Source organism: Enterobacter sp. MGH85 (assembly GCF_001037655.1).
In the GTDB taxonomy this organism is placed as follows: domain Bacteria; phylum Pseudomonadota; class Gammaproteobacteria; order Enterobacterales; family Enterobacteriaceae; genus Enterobacter; species Enterobacter intestinihominis.
This window is the reverse complement of the sequence record NZ_KQ089925.1, coordinates 556890-577462: the sequence shown is the minus strand read 5'-3', so window position 1 is coordinate 577462 and position 20573 is coordinate 556890. Positions and strand designations below refer to the sequence as shown.

The following is a 20573-nucleotide window of genomic DNA, read 5'->3' as shown; positions in this document are numbered from 1 at the left end:
ATTTACCCCCACGGTAAACCCACTGCTTTAGTTGTGTATACTCGAATCCGCCTGAATTTCTTTTCGGGCAAATCTCCATTCATTCATTGAAGGGAAATTGTTATGAAGAAAGTACTGTATGGCATTTTTGCCATATCTGCGCTTGCGGCGACGTCTGTCTATGCAGCTCCGGTCCAGGTCGGGGAAGCAGCAGGGTCGGCAGCGACGTCTGCGTCTGCGGGGAGTTCTACCGCAGCCAGCACCAGCGCCGTAAGTTCAGCCGTGGGTGTCGCGCTGGCGGCAACCGGTGGCGGTGATGGCTCCAATACCGGAACCACGACCACTACGACGACCAGCACCCAGTAATACCGGGTGTTTTAATCATAACCACACTTCGGTGTGGTTATTTCGCCCCTTCGGAGAAGAGTCGTGAAGCGACCTGCAATCATCCTGATTTGCCTGCTGTTGCAGGCGTGCTCAGCTACCACCAAAGGGCTGGGCCACTCACTGTGGGACAGCATGTTCGGCACGCCGGGCGTGCATCTGACCGATGACGAACTTCAGAACATGCCGTATGCCAGCCAGTACATGCAGCTAAACGATGGTCCGCAACTGTTTGTGGTGCTCGCTTTCGATGAAAACGGGCAGCAGAAATGGGTGACGCAGGATCAGGCCACCATCGTGACTCAGCATTCCCGAATCGTGAAAACGTTGCTTGGCGGCGACAACCTGCTTGAGGTAAACAACCTGGCTGAAGATCCGCTCATCAAGCCGAATCAGATCGTCGATGGCGCAAGCTGGACGCGCACAATGGGCTGGACCGAGCACAAACAGGTGCGCTACGCCACGGCCCGCTCTACCTTCCGCTGGGATGGTACGGACAGCGTCAAAGTGGGCAGCGACGAAACGCAGGTGCGCGTGCTGGATGAAGAGGTGACAACCGATCAGGCCACCTGGCATAACCGCTTCTGGGTGGACGAAGAGGGGCAAATCCGCCAGTCCTTACAGTATCTCGGTGCCGGTTTCTTCCCGGTGAAGACCACCCTGATCAAGGCGGCGAAATCATGAAAATGTTCATTCACGTTGCGCTTCTCGCCAGCCTGGCCTCGCCGCTGGCGTGGTCTGCGGGAACGGTACAGGTCTACACCCCGGACAGCGAAAAACCTAAAACCTTAACCAACGCCGGGCATCTGCTCGATCTGGTGGGGCAGCCGAGGCTGGCGAAAAGCTGGTTGACCGGGGCGGTTATCAGCGAGCGTCAGGCGACGATTGTAGCGGAACAAAAACATCAGGCGCTGCTCGCCCGACTGAGCGGGCTGGCACAACAGGAAGATGCTGACGATGCCGCGGCCATTACTAGCCTGCGTCAGCAGCTTCAGGCGGTTAAGGTGACGGGTCGCCAGAAGGTGAATCTCGATCCGGATGAGGTGCGCGTCGCCGAAAACGGCAATCCGTCGCTGGAAGGGGACTATACCCTGTGGCTGCCGGCTCAGCCTTCCACCGTCACCGTGATGGGGCTTATCAGCAGCCCTGGCAAAAAGTCGTTTACGCCGGGCCGGGACGTCGTGAGCTATCTCGACGAGCAAAGCTTGCTCAGCGGTGCGGATAACAGCTATGCCTGGGTGGTCTATCCGGACGGGCATACGCAAAAAGCGCCGGTGGCTTACTGGAATAAACGCCATATCGAACCTATGCCAGGCAGCATCATTTTTGTCGGTTTTGCCGACCATTTCTGGACGAAAGCGTATGACGGGCTTAATGCCGATATCCTTCGCTCCCTGATACAGCGGATACCGGAATAATGAAAAAAACCTATCTCTACAGCATGCTTGCACTGTGCGTGAGTGCCGCCTGTCATGCAGAAACGTATCCGGCACCCATCGGCCCGTCGCAGTCCGATTTTGGCGGCGTGGGCTTACTGCAAACCCCGACCGCGCGTATGGCCCGCGAGGGGGAAATCAGCCTTAACTATCGCGATAACGATCAGTACCGTTACTACTCTGCGTCCGTGCAGCTGTTCCCTTGGCTGGAGACCACGCTGCGCTACACCGACGTGCGTACAAAACAGTACAGCAGCGTGGACGCCTTCTCCGGCGATCAGACCTATAAAGACAAAGCCTTCGACGTGAAGCTGCGCCTGTGGGAAGAGAGCTACTGGATGCCGCAGGTCTCCGTCGGGGCGAAAGACATTGGCGGGACCGGCCTGTTTGATGCGGAATACATCGTTGCCAGCAAAGCCTGGGGACCGTTTGATTTCTCGCTGGGTCTTGGCTGGGGCTACCTCGGCACCAGCGGCAACGTAACCAACCCGTTCTGTACCTACAGCGACAAATACTGCTACCGCGATAACAGCTATAAAAAAGCGGGTTCCATCAACGGCGACCAGATGTTCCACGGCCCGGCCTCGCTGTTTGGAGGCGTAGAGTATCAAACGCCATGGCAGCCGCTGCGCCTGAAGCTGGAGTACGAAGGCAATAACTACAGCGAAGATTTTGCCGGCAAGATTGAGCAGAAGAGCAAGTTTAACGTCGGCGCCATTTACCGCGTCACCGACTGGGCCGACGTTAACCTCAGCTATGAGCGCGGTAATACCCTGATGTTTGGCTTTACGCTGCGCACCAACTTTAACGACATGCGGCCGCGCTACAATGATAACCCGCGGCCCAAATACCAGCCGGAGCCGCAGGATGCGATCATTCAGCACTCCGTGGTAGCGAACCAGCTGACGCTGCTGAAATATAACGCGGGCCTGGCGGATCCGAAGATCCAGACCAAAGGCGATACGCTGTACGTCACCGGCGAGCAGGTAAAATACCGCGACTCCCGCGAAGGGATCGAGCGCGCCAACCGGATCGTCATGAACGATCTGCCGGAGGGGATCCGCACGATCCGCGTGACGGAGAACCGTCTCAACCTGCCGCAGGTCACCACTGAAACCGATGTTGCCAGCCTTAAGCGTCATCTTGAAGGCGAACCGCTGGGACATGAAACCGAGCTGGTGCAAAAACGCGTTGAGCCGGTGGTGCCAGAGAGCACCGAGCAGGGCTGGTATATCGATAAATCCCGCTTCGATTTCCATATCGATCCGGTGCTGAACCAGTCCGTGGGTGGGCCGGAAAACTTCTACATGTATCAGCTGGGCGCGATGGCGACGGCGGATCTGTGGGTGACCGACCACCTGTTGACCACCGGTAGTCTGTTCGGCAACCTTGCCAACAACTACGACAAATTTAACTACACCAACCCGCCGAACGATTCAAAACTGCCGCGCGTGCGTACCCGCGTTCGCGAATATGTGCAGAACGATATCTACGTGAATAACCTGCAGGCCAACTACTTCCAGTACTTCGGTAACGGCTTCTACGGCCAGGTTTACGGTGGCTATCTGGAAACCATGTTCGGCGGCGCGGGGGCGGAGGTGCTTTATCGTCCCGTCGACAGTAACTGGGCGTTTGGGATTGATGCCAACTACGTGAAACAGCGTGACTGGCGCAGCGCGCAGGACATGATGAAGTTCACCGACTACAGCGTCAAAACCGGCCACCTGACCGCCTACTGGACGCCGTCGTTCGCACAGGATGTGCTGGTGAAAGCCAGCGTCGGGCAGTACCTGGCGGGCGATAAGGGCGGCACGCTGGATATCTCCAAACACTTCGACAGCGGCGTTGTGGTAGGCGGTTATGCCACCATTACCAACGTTTCGCCAGACGAGTACGGGGAAGGGGACTTCACCAAAGGGGTGTACGTGTCGATTCCGCTGGATCTGTTCTCGTCAGGCCCAACCCGCAGCCGTGCGGCAGTGGGCTGGACGCCGCTGACGCGCGACGGCGGTCAGCAGCTTGGACGTAAGTTCCAGCTGTATGATATGACCAGCGATAAGAACATTAACTTCCGCTGATGCTTGTTTGCCCGGTGGCGCTGCGCTTACCGGGCCTACGAGAGTATTTTTGTAGGCCGGGCAAACGCAGTGCCGCCCGGCAAGAATGTTCATGTGGACAAAACATAAACAAAAAATATAGATCCCCGTCACATTTTTGCGTTATACAGGAACCTCGCCCTGGAGAATGAGGTGCTGTATGACATCCCTGACTCGTCCGCGTGTTGAGTTTATCTCAACAATACTCCAGACCGTGCTGAACCTCGGTCTGCTGAGCCTTGGCCTGATCCTGGTCGTGTTTCTGGGTAAAGAGACGGTGCATCTGGCGGATGTGCTGTTCGCACCTGAGCAAACCAGCAAATACGCGCTGGTGGAAGGCCTGGTGGTCTACTTTCTCTACTTTGAATTTATCGCCCTGATTGTGAAGTACTTTCAGTCCGGCTTTCACTTCCCGCTGCGCTATTTTGTCTATATTGGCATCACCGCCATTGTGCGGCTGATCATCGTCGATCATAAATCCCCGCTCGACGTGCTGATCTACTCGGCGGCGATCCTGCTGCTGGTGATCACCCTCTGGCTGTGCAACTCAAAGCGGCTGAAACGCGAATAAAAAAAGGGCGCTCCGAAGAGCGCCTAACAACAGTCACAAGTTGGTTCAATACAATACGTCTAAAGTTGAGGGTTGCAGTGGCATAACAGATGAAACTTAACCTTTCACACCGCCCGCCGTCAGGCCGTTGACCAGCCAGCGCTGGGCCAGCAGGAACACCACGGTAATCGGGATGGCAGAGAGGACAGCCGCCGCGGCAAAGTCGCCCCACAGGTAGTTTTGCGGGTTGAGGTATTGCTGCATACCGACGGCCAGGGTGTAGCTGTTCACATCGCGCAGTAACAGAGAGGCGACCGGTACTTCGGTGATCGCCGCGATAAACGACAGGATGAACACCACCGCCAGAATCGGCACCGACAGCGGCAGCAGCACCAGACGGAACGCCTGCCACGGGGTGGCGCCATCCAGCGCGGCGGCTTCTTCCAGTGAGCCATCGATGGTTTCGAAATAGCCCTTGATGGTCCACACATGCAGGGCGATGCCGCCAAGATAGGCGAAGATCACGCCGCCGTGGGTGTTCAGGCCGATAAACGGCACGTACTGGCCCAGACGATCAAACAGGGCATACAACGCCACCAGTGACAGCACCGCCGGGAACATCTGGAAAATCAGCATCCCTTTCAGCAGCGTCGCTTTGCCCGGGAAACGCATACGGGCGAAGGCGTAAGCACAAGTGGTGGAGAGCGTCACGATGCCGATGGCAGTGATGGTCGCCACTTTTACCGAGTTCCATAGCCACAGCAGCACCGGGAACGGCGGGGGAGTGACGCGGCCATCCGCGTGTTCCACACTGAAGCCCAGCGCGAGTTTCCAGTGCTCCCAGGAGATTTCATCCGGGATCAGGCTCCCGGTGGCGAAGTTCCCCGAACGCAGGGAGATGGCGATAACCATCAGCAGCGGGAACATGATCGCCGCGATGAAAATCAGCAGGCCTAAGTGCGTCGCGAGGAGGCGCAGTTTCTGAGATTTGGGTTGTACCATAGCCATGTTCAGTGCCCTCCTTAGTCAAATTTCATACGTGTAGCTTTCAGGTTCACGATCGCCAGGGCGCCCACCAGCAGGAAGATCAGGGTGGCAATCGCCGCCGCCAGTCCGAAGTCCTGGCCACCGCCGCCTTCGAAGGCGATACGGTAGGTGTAGCTCACGAGCAGGTCGGTATAACCTGCCGGCGTGGTGGTGCCGAGACGGTCCGGACCGCCGTTGGTCAACAGCTGAATCAGCACAAAGTTGTTAAAGTTAAAGGCGAAGCTGGCAATCATCAGCGGCGTCAGCGGCTTAATGAGCAGCGGCAGGGTAATTTTGAAGAAGTTCTGGAACGGACCCGCGCCGTCCATCGCTGAGGCTTCGTACAGGTCGTCCGGGATGGCCTTCAGCAGCCCCATGCACAGGATCATCATGTACGGATAACCGAGCCAGGTGTTCACGATGATAATCATCGAGCGAGCGGTGGTCGGGTCGCTGAACCAGGCCGGTTTGATGCCGAACAGCGCGCTCAGCATCATGTTGATTTCACCGAAGCTCTGGTTAAACAACCCTTTGAAAATCAGAATCGAGATGAACGATGGCACGGCGTACGGCAGAATCAGCAGCACGCGGTAAATCGCTTTCCCTTTCAGGGACTCCCACTGAACGAGACAGGCCAGCACCATGCCCACGGCCACGGTCAGGATCACGGTCAGGATGGAGAAGACTACCGTCCAGACGAAGATGGCGAAGAACGGTTTCTGGATGCCTTCGTCGGTAAACACGCGGGTAAAGTTATCCCAGCCGATGGTAACGGTATAGCCCGGGCTGAGCTTGTCGTCGCCCCAGCTGCCGTCGGCATTCACCGACTGATAGAAACCGATATCGTTGTTCGGGCGGTATTTTACGCCGCTCTGGTTGTTGGTCAGCGTGCCGTCATCCGCCAGAGTATAAAGCGGCTGCGTGCCGGAAAACTGGCGCAGCGAGCTCATGGTTACTTTGCTGTCATCGGGCAGCACAGCGGTGAGCTGGGTCAGCGCCTGGCGATTTTGAGTGATGATACGCAGGTTGGCACGTTCACCTTCCGGCAGGGCCGCGGCCTCTTTTAAGACCAGCTTCTGCTCGCCGCCAAATTTGAACGCGTCGGAAAGATAGTTTTTGCCGCTCTCACCGTCAGTGAGCGCTAACTTCCACTCATCTCCCGCAGGATACAGGCCGAAGTTAAAGGTTTTACCCGCCTGATAAGAACGATCCAGAAGCACCTGGGTGGCACGCTCCTGCGCGAGCTGGTTGGTGCTGCTGTAGTTAGTAAAGGCAATCGCGATGGTGCAGATCAGCGGAAAGAGGACAAACAGCCCCATCCCGGCAACACCGGGGTAGACATAGCGCCAGGCATACGCTTTACGGTTGGCGAAAATATACAGGCCAACCGAGCTTAAAATCAGCGTCATGATGGCAAAAAGGTATTCCCCTTGCACGTACATTAAAACAACAAGGTAACCCACCAGCAGACACAGCAGACCTATCACTGACCACTTCAGTGCGTCGCTTTGCCACCAGCGTTTCTTTTTAATGACATCCATGGGGTTCTTCCTCTACAACGGTGGAAACTTATCGTCAGGTGGCGCTGCGCTTACCTGACCTACGGATCGTGCCGTAGTCGTAGGGCGGGTAAGCGCACGCGCCACCCGCCGTTTTTCAGACTTACTTAGTAATACGACCCTGAGCATCTTTCAGCGCGGCATCAACAGTCTGGCGACCGCTTGCAGCGTTGATGACGGCGGTACGGGTGGCGTACCAGAACGCAGCCATCTGTGGGATGTTCGGCATGATTTCGCCTTTCTGGGCGTTATCCATGGTGGCCGCAATGCGTGGATCTTTCGCTAATTGATCCTGGAAGGATTTCAGCGCAACGGCGCCCAGCGGTTTGTCCTTGTTCACTTCATCCAGACCCTGATCGGTCAGCAGGTAGTTTTCGAGGAACTCTTTCGCCAGCTCTTTGTTCGGGCTGGCGGCGTTGATACCCGCGCTCAGCACGCCAACAAACGGTTTAGACGGCTTGCCGTTGAAGGTTGGCAGCAGGGTCACGCCGTAGTTGACTTTGCTCTTGTCGATGTTGGTCCAGGCCCACGGACCGTTGATGGTCATCGCGGTTTCGCCTTTGTTGAACGCCGCTTCCGCGATGGAGTAGTCGGTATCCGCGTTCATGTGTTTGTTCTTAATCAGGTCAACCAGGAAGGTCAGGCCTTTTTTCGCGCCCGCGTTGTCCACGCCCACGTCTTTCACGTCATATTTGCCGTTTTCAAACTTGAACGCGTAGCCGCCGTCGGCAGCAATCAGCGGCCAGGTGAAGTACGGCTCTTGCAGGTTGAACATCAGAGCGGATTTACCTTTCGCCTTCAGCTCTTTATCCAGAGCAGGGATCTCTTCCCAGGTTTTCGGTGGATTTGGCACCAGGTCTTTGTTGTAAATCAGTGACAGGGCTTCAACCGCGATTGGGTAAGCGATCAGCTTGCCGTTATAGCGAACGGCGTCCCAGGTGAACGGGAACAGTTTGTCCTGGAAGGCTTTGTCTGGCGTGACTTCTGCCAGCAGGCCAGACTGCGCGTAGCCCCCGAAACGGTCATGCGCCCAGAAGATAATGTCCGGACCATCGCCGGTTGCCGCAACCTGCGGGAACTTCTCTTCCAGTTTGTCCGGGTGTTCTACGGTGACTTTGATACCGGTGTCTTTCTCGAATTTTTTGCCCACTTCGGCCAGACCGTTATAGCCCTTGTCGCCGTTAATCCAGATAACCAGCTTACCTTCTTCAATTTTGGCGAGAGCCGGTGCGGAAATCATCATTGCTGCGAGGGCGGACAATGCGAAAACGCGTGCGCCAGTCTTGATCTTCATATCTGCCATCCTTTATTGGTGATGTGCTCGTGGATACATAAGGTGGTTCAACGTGACTCAGTCTCCTTATTTGACATCCTCTTTCCATCCTCCCAGTCCCTACGCCCCACCCCCTGTTTGTGTGATCCCTGTAACATAAATTTAAGTTATGAGTGCTGGCGCACATAAAAACCCACTGAATTTTGCAGGCCGCTTCACGATTTTCGCCTCAGCCCCTCCGCTGCGGTCGCAGAGCCTGCTCTCTCATCCTCCCGCCTCCTCCCCCATAAAAAAGCCGGGGGGTGGAGGATTCACGAAAGTAATGGAACACGCATAGTGAACTTATCTTGAATGTTTCTGTCGGTGACAGGTTGTAACGAAGGGAGAAGGGCATGGCGAGCGTACAGCTGCGTAATGTAACGAAAGCCTGGGGCGACGTTGTGGTGTCAAAAGACATCAATCTGGACATCCACGAAGGTGAGTTTGTGGTGTTCGTTGGTCCATCAGGCTGTGGTAAATCTACTCTGCTGCGTATGATTGCCGGTCTTGAAACCATCACCAGTGGCGATTTATTTATTGGTGATACCCGAATGAACGACATCCCGCCAGCTGAACGCGGCGTGGGCATGGTGTTCCAGTCTTATGCGCTTTATCCGCATCTTTCCGTTGCCGAGAACATGTCCTTTGGCCTGAAGCTGGCCGGCGCGAAAAAAGAGACCATTAACCAGCGCGTCACCCAGGTGGCGGAAGTGCTCCAGCTGGCACATCTGCTGGAGCGTAAACCGAAGGCGCTCTCCGGTGGTCAGCGTCAGCGTGTGGCGATCGGCCGTACGCTGGTGGCCGAGCCGCGCGTGTTCCTGCTCGATGAACCTCTCTCTAACCTGGATGCCGCCCTGCGCGTCCAGATGCGTATCGAAATCTCCCGTCTGCACAAGCGCCTGGGGCGCACGATGATTTACGTCACCCACGATCAGGTCGAAGCGATGACGCTGGCCGACAAAATCGTGGTACTGGACGCCGGTCGCGTGGCGCAGGTGGGCAAACCGCTGGAGCTGTATCACTACCCGGCAGACCGCTTTGTTGCGGGCTTCATTGGCTCGCCAAAGATGAACTTCCTGCCCGTAAAAGTGACCGCGACGGCAATCGAACAGGTACAGGTGGAGCTGCCAAACCGTCAGCAAGTCTGGCTGCCGGTCGACAGCGCCAACGTACAGGTGGGGGCCAATATGTCCCTCGGTATCCGCCCTGAGCATTTACTGCCGAGCCACATCGCTGATGTGACGCTGGAAGGTGAAGTTCAGGTCGTCGAACAGCTTGGTCACGAAACACAGATTCATATCCAGATCCCCGCCATCCGTCAGAACCTGGTCTACCGCCAGAATGACGTGGTGTTGGTAGAAGAGGGTGCCACATTCGCTATCGGTTTGCCGCCAGAGCGTTGCCATCTGTTCCGTGAGGATGGCACTGCATGTCGTCGGTTGCACAAAGAGCCAGGCGTTTAAGCATTCCAATTACAAAGAAAAGCAATGATCTCAGGAGATAGAATAATGATTACTCTGCGCAAACTTCCTTTGGCAGTTGCCGTCGCAGCGGGCGTAATGTCTGCTCAGGCACTGGCAGTGGATTTCCATGGTTATGCTCGTTCTGGTATCGGCTGGACGGGTAGTGGCGGTGAACAACAATGTTTCCAGGCAACAGGCGCACAAAGTAAATACCGTCTCGGTAACGAATGTGAAACCTACGCCGAACTGAAACTGGGCCAGGAAGTGTGGAAAGAAGGCGACAAGAGCTTCTATTTCGACACCAACGTAGCGTACTCCGTGGCACAGCAGAATGACTGGGAAGGTACCGATCCGGCGTTCCGTGAAGCTAACGTGCAGGGTAAAAACCTGATTGAATGGCTGCCTGGCTCTACCATCTGGGCCGGTAAGCGCTTCTATCAGCGTCATGACGTACACATGATCGACTTCTACTACTGGGATATCTCTGGTCCTGGTGCCGGTATTGAAAACATCGATCTGGGCTTCGGTAAACTGTCTCTGGCAGCGACGCGTTCCCAGGAAGCTGGCGGTTCTTATGCCTTCAGCAGCCAGAACATCTATGACCGTACCAAAGATACCGCGAACGACGTATTTGACGTGCGTTTAGCGGGCCTGGAAACTAACCCGGACGGCGTGCTGGAACTGGGTGTGGATTATGGCCGCGCGAACACGACCGACGGCTATGATCTTGCCGACGGCGCGTCGAAAGATGGCTGGATGTTCACCGCTGAACATACCCAGAGCATGCTGAAAGGCTACAACAAGTTTGTGCTGCAGTATGCGATGGACTCAATGACCACGCAGGGTAAAGGTCTGAGCCAGGGTTCCTATGGTTCTTCCAGCTTTACCATCACGAATCCTGATGGCACGACGACCAATTACGCCAACGATGTGATTAACAACAACGGCAGCCTCTGGCGCATCCTGGACCACGGTGCAATCACCCTGGCCGACAAGTGGGACCTGATGTATGTCGGTATGTACCAGAAACTCGACATGGATGATAACCAGGGGAGTGACTGGTGGACCGTGGGTGTACGTCCGATGTACAAATGGACGCCAATCATGAGCACCCTGCTGGAAGTGGGCTACGACAACGTCAAATCCCAGGAAACCGGCGATCGCAACAGCCAGTACAAAATCACCCTGGCGCAACAGTGGCAGGCTGGCGACAGCATCTGGTCTCGTCCGGCCATCCGTGTCTTCGCAACCTACGCGAAGTGGGATGAGAAATGGGGCTACGCGAAGAACGGTAACGGCGATGCCACCCGTTACGCGATCTCTGACTCCACCGGTAACGGTCGATTCTCTACCAGCCGCGGCGATGACGATGAGTTCTCCTTCGGCGCCCAGATGGAAATCTGGTGGTAACCGCATCCTGATCTGACGATGTAATCTGGGGGGCGAAAGCCCCTCAATCCCTGAGGTACTGCGCGCTATTGCCTGGCCACCGCAGTGCTTACGCTTTCTGAGGTGATAACAATGAAAATGAAGAAAAATCTCGTCGCGCTGTGCCTGTCAGCGGGTCTGCTGGCCTGTGTGCCTGGCGTTACGCTCGCTGACGTCAATTATGTCCCGCAGAATACCAGCGCAGCGCCTGCCATTCCGACAGCCGCTCTACAGCAATTAACCTGGACGCCGGTGGATCAGTCCAAAACGCAGAGCACACAGCTTGCGACGGGTGGCCAACAGCTCAATGTGGCTGGCATTACCGGGCCGGTAGCCGCCTATAGCGTACCGGCTAATATCGGTGAGCTAACGTTGACTTTATCCAGTGAAGTTAACAAACAGACCAGCGTTTTTGCGCCGAACGTTCTGATCCTCGATCAGAACATGACGCCTTCCGCCTATTTCCCCAGCAGCTATTTTACCTATCAAGAGCCGGGTGTAATGAGCGCGGACCGCCTGGAAGGGGTAATGCGTCTGACCCCGGCGCTCGGGCAGCAAAAGCTCTACGTACTGGTCTTCACCACTGAAAAAGATTTGCAGCAAACCACCACTCTGCTCGATCCGGCAAAAGCCTATGCCAAAGGGGTTGGTAACGCCATTCCCGATATTCCCGATCCGATTGCGCGCCATACCACCGATGGCCTGCTTAAGCTGAAGGTGAAAACCAACAGCAGCTCCAGCGTACTCGTAGGCCCACTGTTTGGCTCATCTGGCCCGGGTCCGGTAACGGTGGGTAATACTGCCGCGCCTGTGTATGCCGCGCCAGCCGCAGCACCAGCCGCAGCCCCGGCGAAAAAAGCCGAGCCGGTGCTTAACGATACTGAAACTTACTTTAACAACGCCATCAAGCAGGCAGTTAAAAACGGCGATGTCGATAAGGCGCTGAAACTGCTTGATGAAGCCGAGCGTTTAGGTTCAACCACTGCCCGTTCCACCTTTATCAGCAGTGTAAAAGGCAAGGGGTAACCGTCTCCCCACAGTGCTGATTTTGTTAGTCGTTTGGTGCGCCTTCGCGGGCGCACTTTTTTTGGCTAAGTTGCACCTTTGTTGCGATAGTGATCGTTAAATTCTGTTTGTCCGTCCTCATTTTGCCAATCTGCGATACAATGCTTTTACGTTATGTATCGGAGAGTCTGGCATGTCACACCCCGCGCTAACGCAGCTGCGTGCGCTACGCTATTTCGACCACATCCCTGCGCTTGACCCGGAACAGCTGGACTGGCTGCTGCTGGAAGATTCCATGACAAAACGTTTTGAGCAACAGGGTAAAACGGTCACGGTGACGATGATTCAGGAAGGGTTTGTCTCGCCTGCGGAGATTGCCAGCGAGCTGCCGCTGCTGCCGCAGGAAGAACGCTACTGGCTGCGTGAAATTTTACTCTGTGCGGATGGCGAGCCGTGGCTTGCCGGGCGAACGGTGGTTCCTGAGTCTACACTTTCCGGGCCGGAGCTGGCACTGCAACGCCTCGGCAAAACGCCGCTGGGGCGATATCTGTTCACCTCGTCTGAACTGACCCGTGATTTTATTGAAATTGGTTGCGATGCCGATTTGTGGGGGCGCCGTTCCCGCCTTCGTTTGAGTGGCAAGCCGTTAATACTGACGGAACTCTTTTTGCCTGCATCGCCGTTGTATTAAGAGGGAGAAAAAATGGAGTGGAGTCTGACGCAGAATAAGCTGCTAGCCTATCACCGCCTGATGCGTACTGATAAACCCATTGGCGCGCTGCTGCTGCTGTGGCCGACCTTATGGGCGCTGTGGGTTGCCACGCCGGGCGTACCGCCGCTGTGGATCCTGGCGGTGTTTGTGGCGGGTGTCTGGCTGATGCGCGCTGCGGGCTGTGTGGTCAACGACTATGCTGACCGGAAATTTGATGGACATGTTAAGCGCACCGCGAATCGTCCTTTGCCGAGCGGTCAGGTGACCGGGAAAGAGGCGCGCATCCTGTTTGTGGTGCTGGTGCTTCTCTCTTTCATGCTGGTGTTAACCCTTAACACCATGACCATTCTGCTGTCCGTCGCTGCTCTGGCGCTGGCCTGGGTCTACCCATTTATGAAGCGATACACCCATCTGCCGCAGGTGGTATTGGGTGCGGCATTTGGCTGGTCGATTCCCATGGCGTTTGCCGCGGTCAGCGAGTCCGTTCCGCTCAGCTGCTGGCTGATGTTCCTGGCGAATATTCTCTGGGCCGTTGCGTACGATACCCAATACGCGATGGTCGATCGCGATGACGATCTCAAGATTGGCATCAAATCGACGGCGATCCTGTTTGGCCGTCACGACAAACTGATCATCGGCATATTGCAGGTGGCGGTGCTGGCGTTGATGGTGGCGATTGGTCGCCTGAACGGGCTGAACTGGGAGTTTTACTGGTCCGTGCTGGTGGCGGGTCTGCTGTTTGCGTATCAGCAGAAGCTGATCGCGAAGCGCGAGCGTGAAGCCTGCTTTAAAGCGTTTCTGAATAATAACTACGTCGGGCTGGTGCTGTTTATGGGGCTGGCGATGAGTTACTGGTCATAAAAAAACCGGGTGGCGGCTTCGCCTTACCCGGCCTACGATTTAGCAGAACATGTAGGCCGGGTAAGCGTTAGCGCCACCCGGCTTTAACATCACTCGCCCTGCGTCGAACTCTCAATCGTTAAACGCACATCCGCGGTAATCAGCTCTGCCAGCATCTGGTAAACCTTCATCGTCTCTTCCGGCTCAGCATCGCCCGTATCGCTAATGTAACCTTCGTCGCGCAGCGTCAGCACCAGGGAGCTGAATACCGCTTTGTCGAAGAATTCCGGGGCGTTAATGCCATGCAGAACGGACAGGCGCTGGGCCAGCGTCCGACTCTCTTTTTCCAGCGTACCGCGGTTGATTGACGGGTTAGCACTCAATAACCAGAAGGTAATGGCGTAGCGCTGCAACGTCTCACGCGCACCGGAAGCCAGGAGCTGCAAGGTTCGGGAACGTGACGGATTGATATGCAGTTCGTCATCACTGATGGTAATCAGCCCCTGACGACGCATCTCTGCGGACATTTTATCGAGCTCTGCCGCCAGCTCATCGTTACTCCAGCGCAGGAACAGCTCCGCTTTCAGCATCGGATAGATGGCCTGAATATGGCGCAGCAGCTCCTGACTCGAAATACGGCGGTGCTGGGTAATAATGGCTGCCATCAGTGACGGCAGCATCAGCATGTGCGTGATGTTATTACGGTAGTAGGTCATCAGCACGGCCTGCTCGCGCGGCAGAATGATGATGTCACCAATCGTATCTTTCTCGACTTCGAACTTGTTCATCTGCAACGCGTGATCGATCAGTTCGCTGGCGGTGGCAGACGGCACGGTCGAATCCACGGAATACGGCACGTTGCGCATGATATCCAGATAGCAATCAATCTGCTCGGTCAACTGCTCGCGAGTCAGTGAACGCTGGCGAGAGGCCAGAAGCGCGGTACAACACAGGTTCATGGCGTTTGCCGCACCAGCATTGTTGATGCGTACCATCAGCTCGGATGCAATGCCGTTGACCGTTGGCGTCAGCCAGGCCGGACGTACCGCTTCGATAGGATCAATAGACTCGCGCCACTCCGGAACATGATGGTTCAGATATGTCATCAGGGGCAGGGGCTCGCCAAAGTTCACGTAGCCCTGACCGAGGTTGCGCAATTTACTCAGACCACGCAGCATCTGCGGCAGACTCTCTTTCTCTTTGGTCGCACCGCGCAGCTCTTTCGCGTAGGTGCCCACTTCCATCACGTGTTCATAACCGATGTAAATAGGCACCAGCGTGATAGGACGCGTACCGCCACGCAGCATGGCCTGAATGGTCATCGACAGCGTGCCGGTCTTCGGATCGAGCAGACGACCGGTACGGGAGCGACCGCCTTCAACAAAGTACTCCACGGAATAACCGCGGCTGAACAGCTCGCCCAGATACTCCCTGAAGACGGTGGAGTAGAGCTTGTTACCCTTGAAGGTACGACGAATGAAGAACGCACCCAGACGGCGGAAAATCGGACCTGCTGGCCAGAAGTTCAGGTTGATACCGGCAGCAATATGCGGCGGCACCAGGCCCTGGTGATAGAGCACGTAAGAGAGCAGCAGGTAGTCCATGTGGCTGCGGTGGCAGGGCACATAGACAATCTCGTGGCCGTCGTGTGCTAACTGACGCACGCGCTCGGCGTTGTGGACGTTAATCCCCTGATAGAGGCGGTTCCACGTGAAACCGAGAATACGGTCGGAGAGACGAATCATCTCGTAGGAGAAGTTCGCGGCGATCTCTTCCATCAGCGCGATTGCGTTCTGCTGCGCTTTCTCGTGCGAAATCTTCTTGCTGCGCGCTTCGTCTTCTACGGCACGGGCAATCGCTTTGGAAGCCAGCAGCTTGTTGAACAGATCCTGACGCGCCGGGAGACGTGGCCCAACGGCCGCCAGACGCTGACGTGCAAAGTGCATACGCGCAACGCGCGCCAGCTTTTGCGCAATGATTTTGTCAGTACCGTGTTCATCCGCCATGCGGCGCAGTGAAACGGAAGGCGAGAAGCGAACAAAGCTGTCGCGTCCCAGCCATGAGACGGCGAAGAATTTCTGAATGCCGTTGAGCATACGCAGCGGCGGGTTCTCTTCCCCTTTTTCACGCCCCGGACGACGGCCAAACATCACCGACACCGGCACCATCTGCACGTCCAGATCGGGGTTGCTGCGGTGCAGATCGAGGTAATCATGGAACAGCTTAATGGACTCTTCTTTCGGCGTGTAATAGGTGAACACGCGCGGTCCGCCATGGATGAACACGTAGCGCGGCAGCAGCGTACCGTCGACTTCCAGCGGTTCAAGCGGGTCAGGTAAATCGTGCGCCAGACATTGAGCGCGAAGCGTTAGCAGGTCTGCCTTCGAGTTATAAGGCAAAACGTACATAATAGGGCGCGACGTATCGAGCCCTAATTCCAGCGCAGGTTCTGCTGGGATAGACTTACTTTTTACCAGTACGCTTAATGGTAAATTAAGTAATTTGTAGTAAATTCGTGGCCAGCCGGACATAAACGATGTAAAGCCTCTGGTTAATAATGCAATTGCGGCGCAAGGATAACAGAAAGCGCGCAAAATTTCTGTTGTTACCCGTCATACTTCAGGTCGCAGCAAAACGCGCTGCGGCTTTAGTTACTGACGCTATTTATCATAAAAGGTTCTTTTAATGGCCAATAATACCACTGGGTTAACTCGAATCATTAAAGCTGCCGGTTATTCATGGAAAGGTTTCCGCGCCGCATGGGTTAATGAAGCCGCTTTCCGCCAGGAAGCGGTTGCCGCAATCGTTGCCGTTGTCATCGCCTGCTTCCTTGATGTTGATGCTATCACCCGCGTACTGCTCATCGGATCTGTCCTTCTGGTGATGATAGTGGAAATTCTGAATAGCGCTATTGAGGCCGTTGTTGACCGAATCGGGTCGGAATTCCATGAACTGTCTGGCCGGGCGAAAGACATGGGTTCCGCTGCCGTACTGCTGTCGATTATCACGGCGGCGATCACCTGGGTCACGCTACTTTGGTCGCATTTCCGATGAGCCTCGAGGAATAATTAAGTCCCTGGTTTTTTGTGCAGTTTTTGGTTCCAAAATCGCCTTTGACTGTATATACTCACAGCATAACTGTATATACACCCAGGGGGCGGTATGAAAGCGTTAACGACCAGGCAGCAAGAGGTGTTTGATCTCATTCGGGATCATATCGGCCAGACGGGTATGCCACCCACGCGTGCAGAAATTGCGCAGCGTCTGGGCTTCCGTTCTCCTAATGCTGCCGAAGAGCACCTTAAGGCGCTTGCGCGTAAGGGCGTGATTGAGATTGTTTCCGGCGCCTCACGCGGCATCCGTCTGCTGGTGGAAGAAGAGAGCGGTATTCCGCTGGTGGGTCGCGTAGCCGCAGGTGAACCTCTGCTGGCGCAGCAGCACATCGAAGGGCACTATCAGGTTGACCCAGGCATGTTCAAGCCGAGCGCCGATTTCCTGCTGCGCGTTAGCGGAATGTCCATGAAAGATATCGGTATTCTGGATGGCGATCTGCTGGCGGTACACAAAACCCAGGACGTGCGTAACGGACAAGTGGTCGTGGCGCGCATTGATGATGAAGTGACGGTTAAGCGCCTGAAAAAACAAGGCAATACCGTGCAGCTTCTGCCTGAAAACAATGAATTCTCCCCGATTGTGGTGGATCTCCGCGAGCAGAGCTTCTCTATTGAAGGGCTGGCGGTCGGCGTTATCCGCAACGGTGAATGGCTGTAATCTCTTCCTGACAGGCTGTAGTTCCTCTACAGCCTGGCCTGTTTTCTGATTCCGGTAATTTCCATGGCATTGCTAACTTCTGCCGATAAGGCGTTGTGGCGTCTTGCGCTACCGATGATTTTTTCCAATATTACCGTTCCTCTGCTGGGGCTGGTGGATACGGCGGTAATCGGGCATCTGGATTCGCCGATTTACCTGGGCGGCGTCGCGATTGGCGCAACGGCGACCAGCTTCCTCTTTATGCTGCTACTTTTTCTGCGCATGAGTACGACAGGCCTTACGGCCCAGGCGTATGGTGCAAAAGATCCCCTGCGTCTGGCGCGTGCGCTGGTTCAGCCGCTCATTCTGGCGTTCGGTGCTGGCGCGTTAATCGTTCTGTTGCGTACGCCGCTGATTGATCTTGCGCTCCATATTGTAGGCGGCAGCGATGCCGTACTGGAACAAGCCCGGCGGTTCCTCGAAATTCGCTGGCTCAGCGCGCCCGCTTCACTAGCAAACCTGGTCCTTCTGGGCTGGCTGCTGGGCGTGCAGTACGCCCGCGCGCCAGTGATCCTGCTGGTGGTGGGCAACCTGCTTAACATTGTGCTCGATCTCTGGCTGGTGATGGGACTGCACATGAACGTCCGGGGCGCGGCGCTGGCTACGGCAATTGCCGAGTACGGGACGCTGCTGATCGGTTTGGGGATGGTCTGGCGCGTGCTGGCGATGCGCGGTATCACCCTGGATCTGCTGAAATCGGCCTGGCGCGGCAATATGCGTAAGCTGCTGGCGCTTAATCGCGACATCATGCTCCGTTCGCTCCTGCTGCAACTCTGCTTCGGCGCATTAACCGTTTTTGGTGCGCGTCTTGGGCCTGAGATCGTCGCCGTCAACGCAGTGCTCATGACGTTACTGACCTTTACCGCTTACGCGCTGGATGGTTTTGCTTACGCCGTCGAGGCGCATTCAGGGCAGGCTTATGGCGCGCGTGAAAGCGGCCAGTTACGCGAAGTCTGGCGTGCAGCCTGTCGTCAGGCGGGTCTGGTGGCGCTGGTCTTTGCTCTGGTTTACGCCTGTTTTGGTGGGCATATTGTCGCGCTTCTCACCTCGTTGCCCGCGCTACGTGAGCTGGCCGATCGCTACATCCTCTGGCAGGTAGTATTACCGGTGGTGGGCGTGTGGTGCTATTTGCTGGACGGCATGTTTATTGGTGCGACGCGAGGGGCGGAGATGCGCAACAGTATGGCCGTCGCTGCGGCGGGGTTCGGCCTGACGCTGCTGACCTTGCCGTATCTCGGCAATCATGGTCTGTGGCTCGCGCTGGCGGTGTTTCTCTCACTGCGTGGCCTTTCGCTGGCCGTTATCTGGCGTCGTCACTGGCGAAACAATACCTGGTTTCCAGCCCCGCACGATATATCGTAACGGTTAAAGATTCCGAATATAAAAATAAATGCCGAATCCTTAACTACAATAATAATCACGTCCAGCAGAATAGAACGAAGCGGACGACACTCATAGACGCTTAACACGAGGACACGATTATGAATAAAGACGAAATCGGCGGCAACTGGAAGCAATTCAAAGGTAAAGCGAAAGAACAGTGGGGTAAGCTGACAGATGACGATATGACCGTCATTGAAGGTAAGCGCGATCAGCTGGTAGGTAAAATCCAGGAGCGCTACGGTTATGAAAAAGATCAGGCGGAAAACGAAGTCAAAGACTGGGAAACCCGTAACGACTACCGCTGGTAACCGGCACTATCCCCAAGGGCGGCTCTGAGCCGCCTTTTTCTTTGGCCTTAACGCGGCTTTTTCTTCACCAGGATAGAGTGATCGTGCTGACAGGCATCCTGATGACGGCATGACTCCACCTCCACGCAGGCAGAACATAAGCCGTGGGCTTCGATCACATTATGACGCAGCGCAAAGCCCATTCTGGCTGCCAGCGTATGCATAATATCTTCCACACCTTCCGCACACTCTTCCTTCACCACGCCACAGCGATCGCAGATAAACATGGCGGACGTGTGAGTAGGCTGGTCAAAAAGATGGCACAGCACATAGCTGTTTGTTGATTCCACTTTATGCACAAACCCTTGCTCCAGCAGAAAATCCAGCGCCCGATAGACGGTCGGCGGTTTTGCCTGCGGCTCGCTTTCACGCAGCAGGTCGAGCAGATCGTAAGCGCTGATGGCACCCTGTTGCAGGCTCATCAGACGCAGTACCTCAAGGCGCTGCGGGGTCAGGCGCACATTGCGTTGCGCACAGAGCTTTTCAGCTTGCGCTAACAGCTCTTTTGTGGACTTGTCCATCGGGCACCTCGGATGTGGTAAGGGGTGAAAACCCTCACTTTATCATGTTCTGCTAAAAACACCGAGATCCGCCGGGCTGTGCTATACCTGACGCATCGCAAATCGGGAGATCGCATGATGAAAAGACCTGACTGTATTCGGCACTGGCGGGACGTGGAAGGCGCCGATGACGCAACGTATCCGGACAGCAATGAACGGTTTTCTATTGGCGCGCCGCTGGCCCGCAAGCTGGGTCTCGGCCGCATTGGTATTCACCATGAACGGCTGCCGCCCGGACGCCGTACTTCTTATCCGCATGCGGAAAGCGACGAAGAGGAGTTTGTTTACGTTCTGGAGGGTTACCCTGAGGCCTGGATCAATGGTTATCTGTGGAAGCTTGAACCCGGAGACAGCGTGGGATTTCCTGCCGGCACGGGGGTGTGCCATACCTTTATCAACAACACCGATGAAGAGGTGCGCTTACTGGTGGTGGGTGAGGCTAATAAAAAACATAACCGCATCTACTATCCCCTCAATCCGGTGTATGCCGTGACGCGCGAAGACCACTGGGTAGACCATCCGCCTCAGTTTTTTGGCCCGCACGATGGAAAACTTGGGCGAAAATAATTTCCTCTTCTATAAATATTGATGGTCGTCACACATTAGAACAGGCCGGGATGGAATTTAACTTAGGGAAATAGCGGGTCTTTTTGTACTTATTCACAGCAATAGTTCGTTCCTGT

Annotated in this window: 20 protein-coding genes; 15 read left to right on the top strand and 5 right to left on the bottom strand. The window is 55.7% G+C overall.

Annotation, left to right across the window (positions count from 1 at the left end):
• Positions 1-102 precede the first annotated feature (102 nt).
• From yjbE to psiE, 5 genes are all read left to right on the top strand, one after another.
• Positions 103-345, top strand: a complete 243-nt coding sequence (gene yjbE / locus SK51_RS02670) for an exopolysaccharide production protein YjbE (protein ID WP_003860341.1) — start codon at positions 103-105, stop codon at positions 343-345.
• Positions 346-408: 63 nt separating this feature from the next.
• Positions 409-1047, top strand: coding sequence for a YjbF family lipoprotein (locus SK51_RS02665; RefSeq protein WP_003860339.1), 639 nt, complete (start codon positions 409-411; stop codon positions 1045-1047).
• Positions 1044-1781 (top strand): capsule biosynthesis GfcC family protein, encoded by a 738-nt coding sequence (locus tag SK51_RS02660; protein WP_048206581.1) that lies wholly within the window; start codon positions 1044-1046, stop codon positions 1779-1781. Before SK51_RS02665 ends, SK51_RS02660 begins: the two co-directional genes overlap by 4 nt.
• Positions 1781-3877 carry a YjbH domain-containing protein gene (locus tag SK51_RS02655; RefSeq protein ID WP_023299084.1) on the top strand — a complete coding sequence of 699 codons (2097 nt, stop codon included), beginning with the start codon at positions 1781-1783 and terminating at the stop codon, positions 3875-3877. The genes SK51_RS02660 and SK51_RS02655 overlap by 1 nt, the downstream gene beginning before the upstream one ends.
• Positions 3878-4055: 178 nt before the next feature.
• Positions 4056-4466, top strand: coding sequence for a phosphate-starvation-inducible protein PsiE (gene psiE / locus SK51_RS02650; protein WP_000202963.1), 411 nt, complete (start codon positions 4056-4058; stop codon positions 4464-4466).
• Positions 4467-4562: 96 nt separating this feature from the next.
• Here the strand turns inward: psiE and malG are convergent, their stop codons facing one another.
• The 3 genes from malG to malE all read right to left on the bottom strand — a co-directional run bounded on the left by malG (position 4563) and on the right by malE (position 8324).
• Positions 4563-5453, bottom strand: a complete 891-nt coding sequence (gene malG / locus SK51_RS02645) for a maltose ABC transporter permease MalG (RefSeq protein WP_003860332.1) — start codon at positions 5451-5453, stop codon at positions 4563-4565.
• A gap of 14 nt (positions 5454-5467) precedes the next feature.
• Positions 5468-7012 carry a maltose ABC transporter permease MalF gene (gene malF, locus SK51_RS02640; protein WP_023299085.1) on the bottom strand — a complete coding sequence of 515 codons (1545 nt, stop codon included), beginning with the start codon at positions 7010-7012 and terminating at the stop codon, positions 5468-5470.
• Positions 7013-7133: 121 nt separating this feature from the next.
• Positions 7134-8324: a maltose/maltodextrin ABC transporter substrate-binding protein MalE gene (gene malE / locus SK51_RS02635; protein ID WP_022646733.1), complete on the bottom strand. Its 1191-nt coding sequence runs from the start codon at positions 8322-8324 to the stop codon at positions 7134-7136.
• 371 nt (positions 8325-8695) lie between these two features.
• On the opposite strand from malE, the gene malK reads away from it, so the two are divergent.
• From malK to ubiA, 5 genes are all read left to right on the top strand, one after another.
• Positions 8696-9805 carry a maltose/maltodextrin ABC transporter ATP-binding protein MalK gene (gene malK / locus SK51_RS02630; RefSeq protein WP_003860329.1) on the top strand — a complete coding sequence of 370 codons (1110 nt, stop codon included), beginning with the start codon at positions 8696-8698 and terminating at the stop codon, positions 9803-9805.
• Positions 9806-9847: 42 nt separating this feature from the next.
• On the top strand, positions 9848-11215 hold the full coding sequence (locus SK51_RS02625; RefSeq protein WP_032621777.1) for a maltoporin: 1368 nt from the start codon (positions 9848-9850) through the stop codon (positions 11213-11215).
• 111 nt (positions 11216-11326) lie between these two features.
• The gene (malM, locus tag SK51_RS02620) at positions 11327-12259 is read left to right on the top strand and encodes a maltose operon protein MalM (RefSeq protein ID WP_023305256.1); all 933 of its coding nucleotides are present in this window, start codon (positions 11327-11329) and stop codon (positions 12257-12259) included.
• Positions 12260-12431: 172 nt separating this feature from the next.
• A complete protein-coding gene (gene ubiC / locus SK51_RS02615; protein WP_022646736.1) occupies positions 12432-12929 on the top strand; it encodes a chorismate lyase in 498 nt (165 codons plus the stop codon).
• A gap of 12 nt (positions 12930-12941) precedes the next feature.
• Positions 12942-13811: a 4-hydroxybenzoate octaprenyltransferase gene (gene ubiA / locus SK51_RS02610; RefSeq protein WP_023305257.1), complete on the top strand. Its 870-nt coding sequence runs from the start codon at positions 12942-12944 to the stop codon at positions 13809-13811.
• 89 nt (positions 13812-13900) lie between these two features.
• Here the strand turns inward: ubiA and plsB are convergent, their stop codons facing one another.
• Complete coding sequence (gene plsB, locus SK51_RS02605; protein ID WP_023305258.1) at positions 13901-16321, bottom strand: glycerol-3-phosphate 1-O-acyltransferase PlsB; 2421 nt, start codon at positions 16319-16321, stop codon at positions 13901-13903.
• 154 nt (positions 16322-16475) lie between these two features.
• Between plsB and SK51_RS02600 the strand changes: the two genes are divergently transcribed.
• From SK51_RS02600 to SK51_RS02585, 4 genes are all read left to right on the top strand, one after another.
• Positions 16476-16844, top strand: coding sequence for a diacylglycerol kinase (locus tag SK51_RS02600; RefSeq protein WP_006810487.1), 369 nt, complete (start codon positions 16476-16478; stop codon positions 16842-16844).
• A gap of 108 nt (positions 16845-16952) precedes the next feature.
• Complete coding sequence (gene lexA, locus SK51_RS02595) at positions 16953-17561, top strand: transcriptional repressor LexA (RefSeq protein WP_003860318.1); 609 nt, start codon at positions 16953-16955, stop codon at positions 17559-17561.
• A 63-nt stretch (positions 17562-17624) separates the two neighbouring features.
• Entirely contained in the window at positions 17625-18962 is a 1338-nt protein-coding gene (dinF, locus tag SK51_RS02590; RefSeq protein WP_022646740.1) for an MATE family efflux transporter DinF, read from the top strand.
• A 119-nt stretch (positions 18963-19081) separates the two neighbouring features.
• Positions 19082-19291 carry a CsbD family protein gene (locus SK51_RS02585; protein WP_003860314.1) on the top strand — a complete coding sequence of 70 codons (210 nt, stop codon included), beginning with the start codon at positions 19082-19084 and terminating at the stop codon, positions 19289-19291.
• 47 nt (positions 19292-19338) lie between these two features.
• Here the strand turns inward: SK51_RS02585 and zur are convergent, their stop codons facing one another.
• A complete protein-coding gene (gene zur / locus SK51_RS02580; protein WP_006810484.1) occupies positions 19339-19851 on the bottom strand; it encodes a zinc uptake transcriptional repressor Zur in 513 nt (170 codons plus the stop codon).
• A gap of 117 nt (positions 19852-19968) precedes the next feature.
• Between zur and SK51_RS02575 the strand changes: the two genes are divergently transcribed.
• A complete protein-coding gene (locus tag SK51_RS02575; RefSeq protein ID WP_048207167.1) occupies positions 19969-20457 on the top strand; it encodes a cupin domain-containing protein in 489 nt (162 codons plus the stop codon).
• Positions 20458-20573 lie beyond the last annotated feature (116 nt).

Coding starts and splice junctions, on each gene's coding strand:
- ubiC (WP_022646736.1), top strand. CDS start 12,432: ATGTCACACCCCGCGCTAACGCAGCTGCGTGCGCTACGCTATTTCGAC.
- SK51_RS02585 (WP_003860314.1), top strand. CDS start 19,082: ATGAATAAAGACGAAATCGGCGGCAACTGGAAGCAATTCAAAGGTAAA.
- SK51_RS02660 (WP_048206581.1), top strand. CDS start 1,044: ATGAAAATGTTCATTCACGTTGCGCTTCTCGCCAGCCTGGCCTCGCCG.
- malF (WP_023299085.1), bottom strand. CDS start 7,012: ATGGATGTCATTAAAAAGAAACGCTGGTGGCAAAGCGACGCACTGAAG.
- psiE (WP_000202963.1), top strand. CDS start 4,056: ATGACATCCCTGACTCGTCCGCGTGTTGAGTTTATCTCAACAATACTC.
- malK (WP_003860329.1), top strand. CDS start 8,696: ATGGCGAGCGTACAGCTGCGTAATGTAACGAAAGCCTGGGGCGACGTT.
- malG (WP_003860332.1), bottom strand. CDS start 5,453: ATGGCTATGGTACAACCCAAATCTCAGAAACTGCGCCTCCTCGCGACG.
- SK51_RS02600 (WP_006810487.1), top strand. CDS start 16,476: ATGGCCAATAATACCACTGGGTTAACTCGAATCATTAAAGCTGCCGGT.
- yjbE (WP_003860341.1), top strand. CDS start 103: ATGAAGAAAGTACTGTATGGCATTTTTGCCATATCTGCGCTTGCGGCG.
- ubiA (WP_023305257.1), top strand. CDS start 12,942: ATGGAGTGGAGTCTGACGCAGAATAAGCTGCTAGCCTATCACCGCCTG.
- SK51_RS02575 (WP_048207167.1), top strand. CDS start 19,969: ATGAAAAGACCTGACTGTATTCGGCACTGGCGGGACGTGGAAGGCGCC.
- malE (WP_022646733.1), bottom strand. CDS start 8,324: ATGAAGATCAAGACTGGCGCACGCGTTTTCGCATTGTCCGCCCTCGCA.
- malM (WP_023305256.1), top strand. CDS start 11,327: ATGAAAATGAAGAAAAATCTCGTCGCGCTGTGCCTGTCAGCGGGTCTG.
- SK51_RS02655 (WP_023299084.1), top strand. CDS start 1,781: ATGAAAAAAACCTATCTCTACAGCATGCTTGCACTGTGCGTGAGTGCC.
- lexA (WP_003860318.1), top strand. CDS start 16,953: ATGAAAGCGTTAACGACCAGGCAGCAAGAGGTGTTTGATCTCATTCGG.
- plsB (WP_023305258.1), bottom strand. CDS start 16,321: ATGTCCGGCTGGCCACGAATTTACTACAAATTACTTAATTTACCATTA.
- dinF (WP_022646740.1), top strand. CDS start 17,625: ATGGCATTGCTAACTTCTGCCGATAAGGCGTTGTGGCGTCTTGCGCTA.
- zur (WP_006810484.1), bottom strand. CDS start 19,851: ATGGACAAGTCCACAAAAGAGCTGTTAGCGCAAGCTGAAAAGCTCTGT.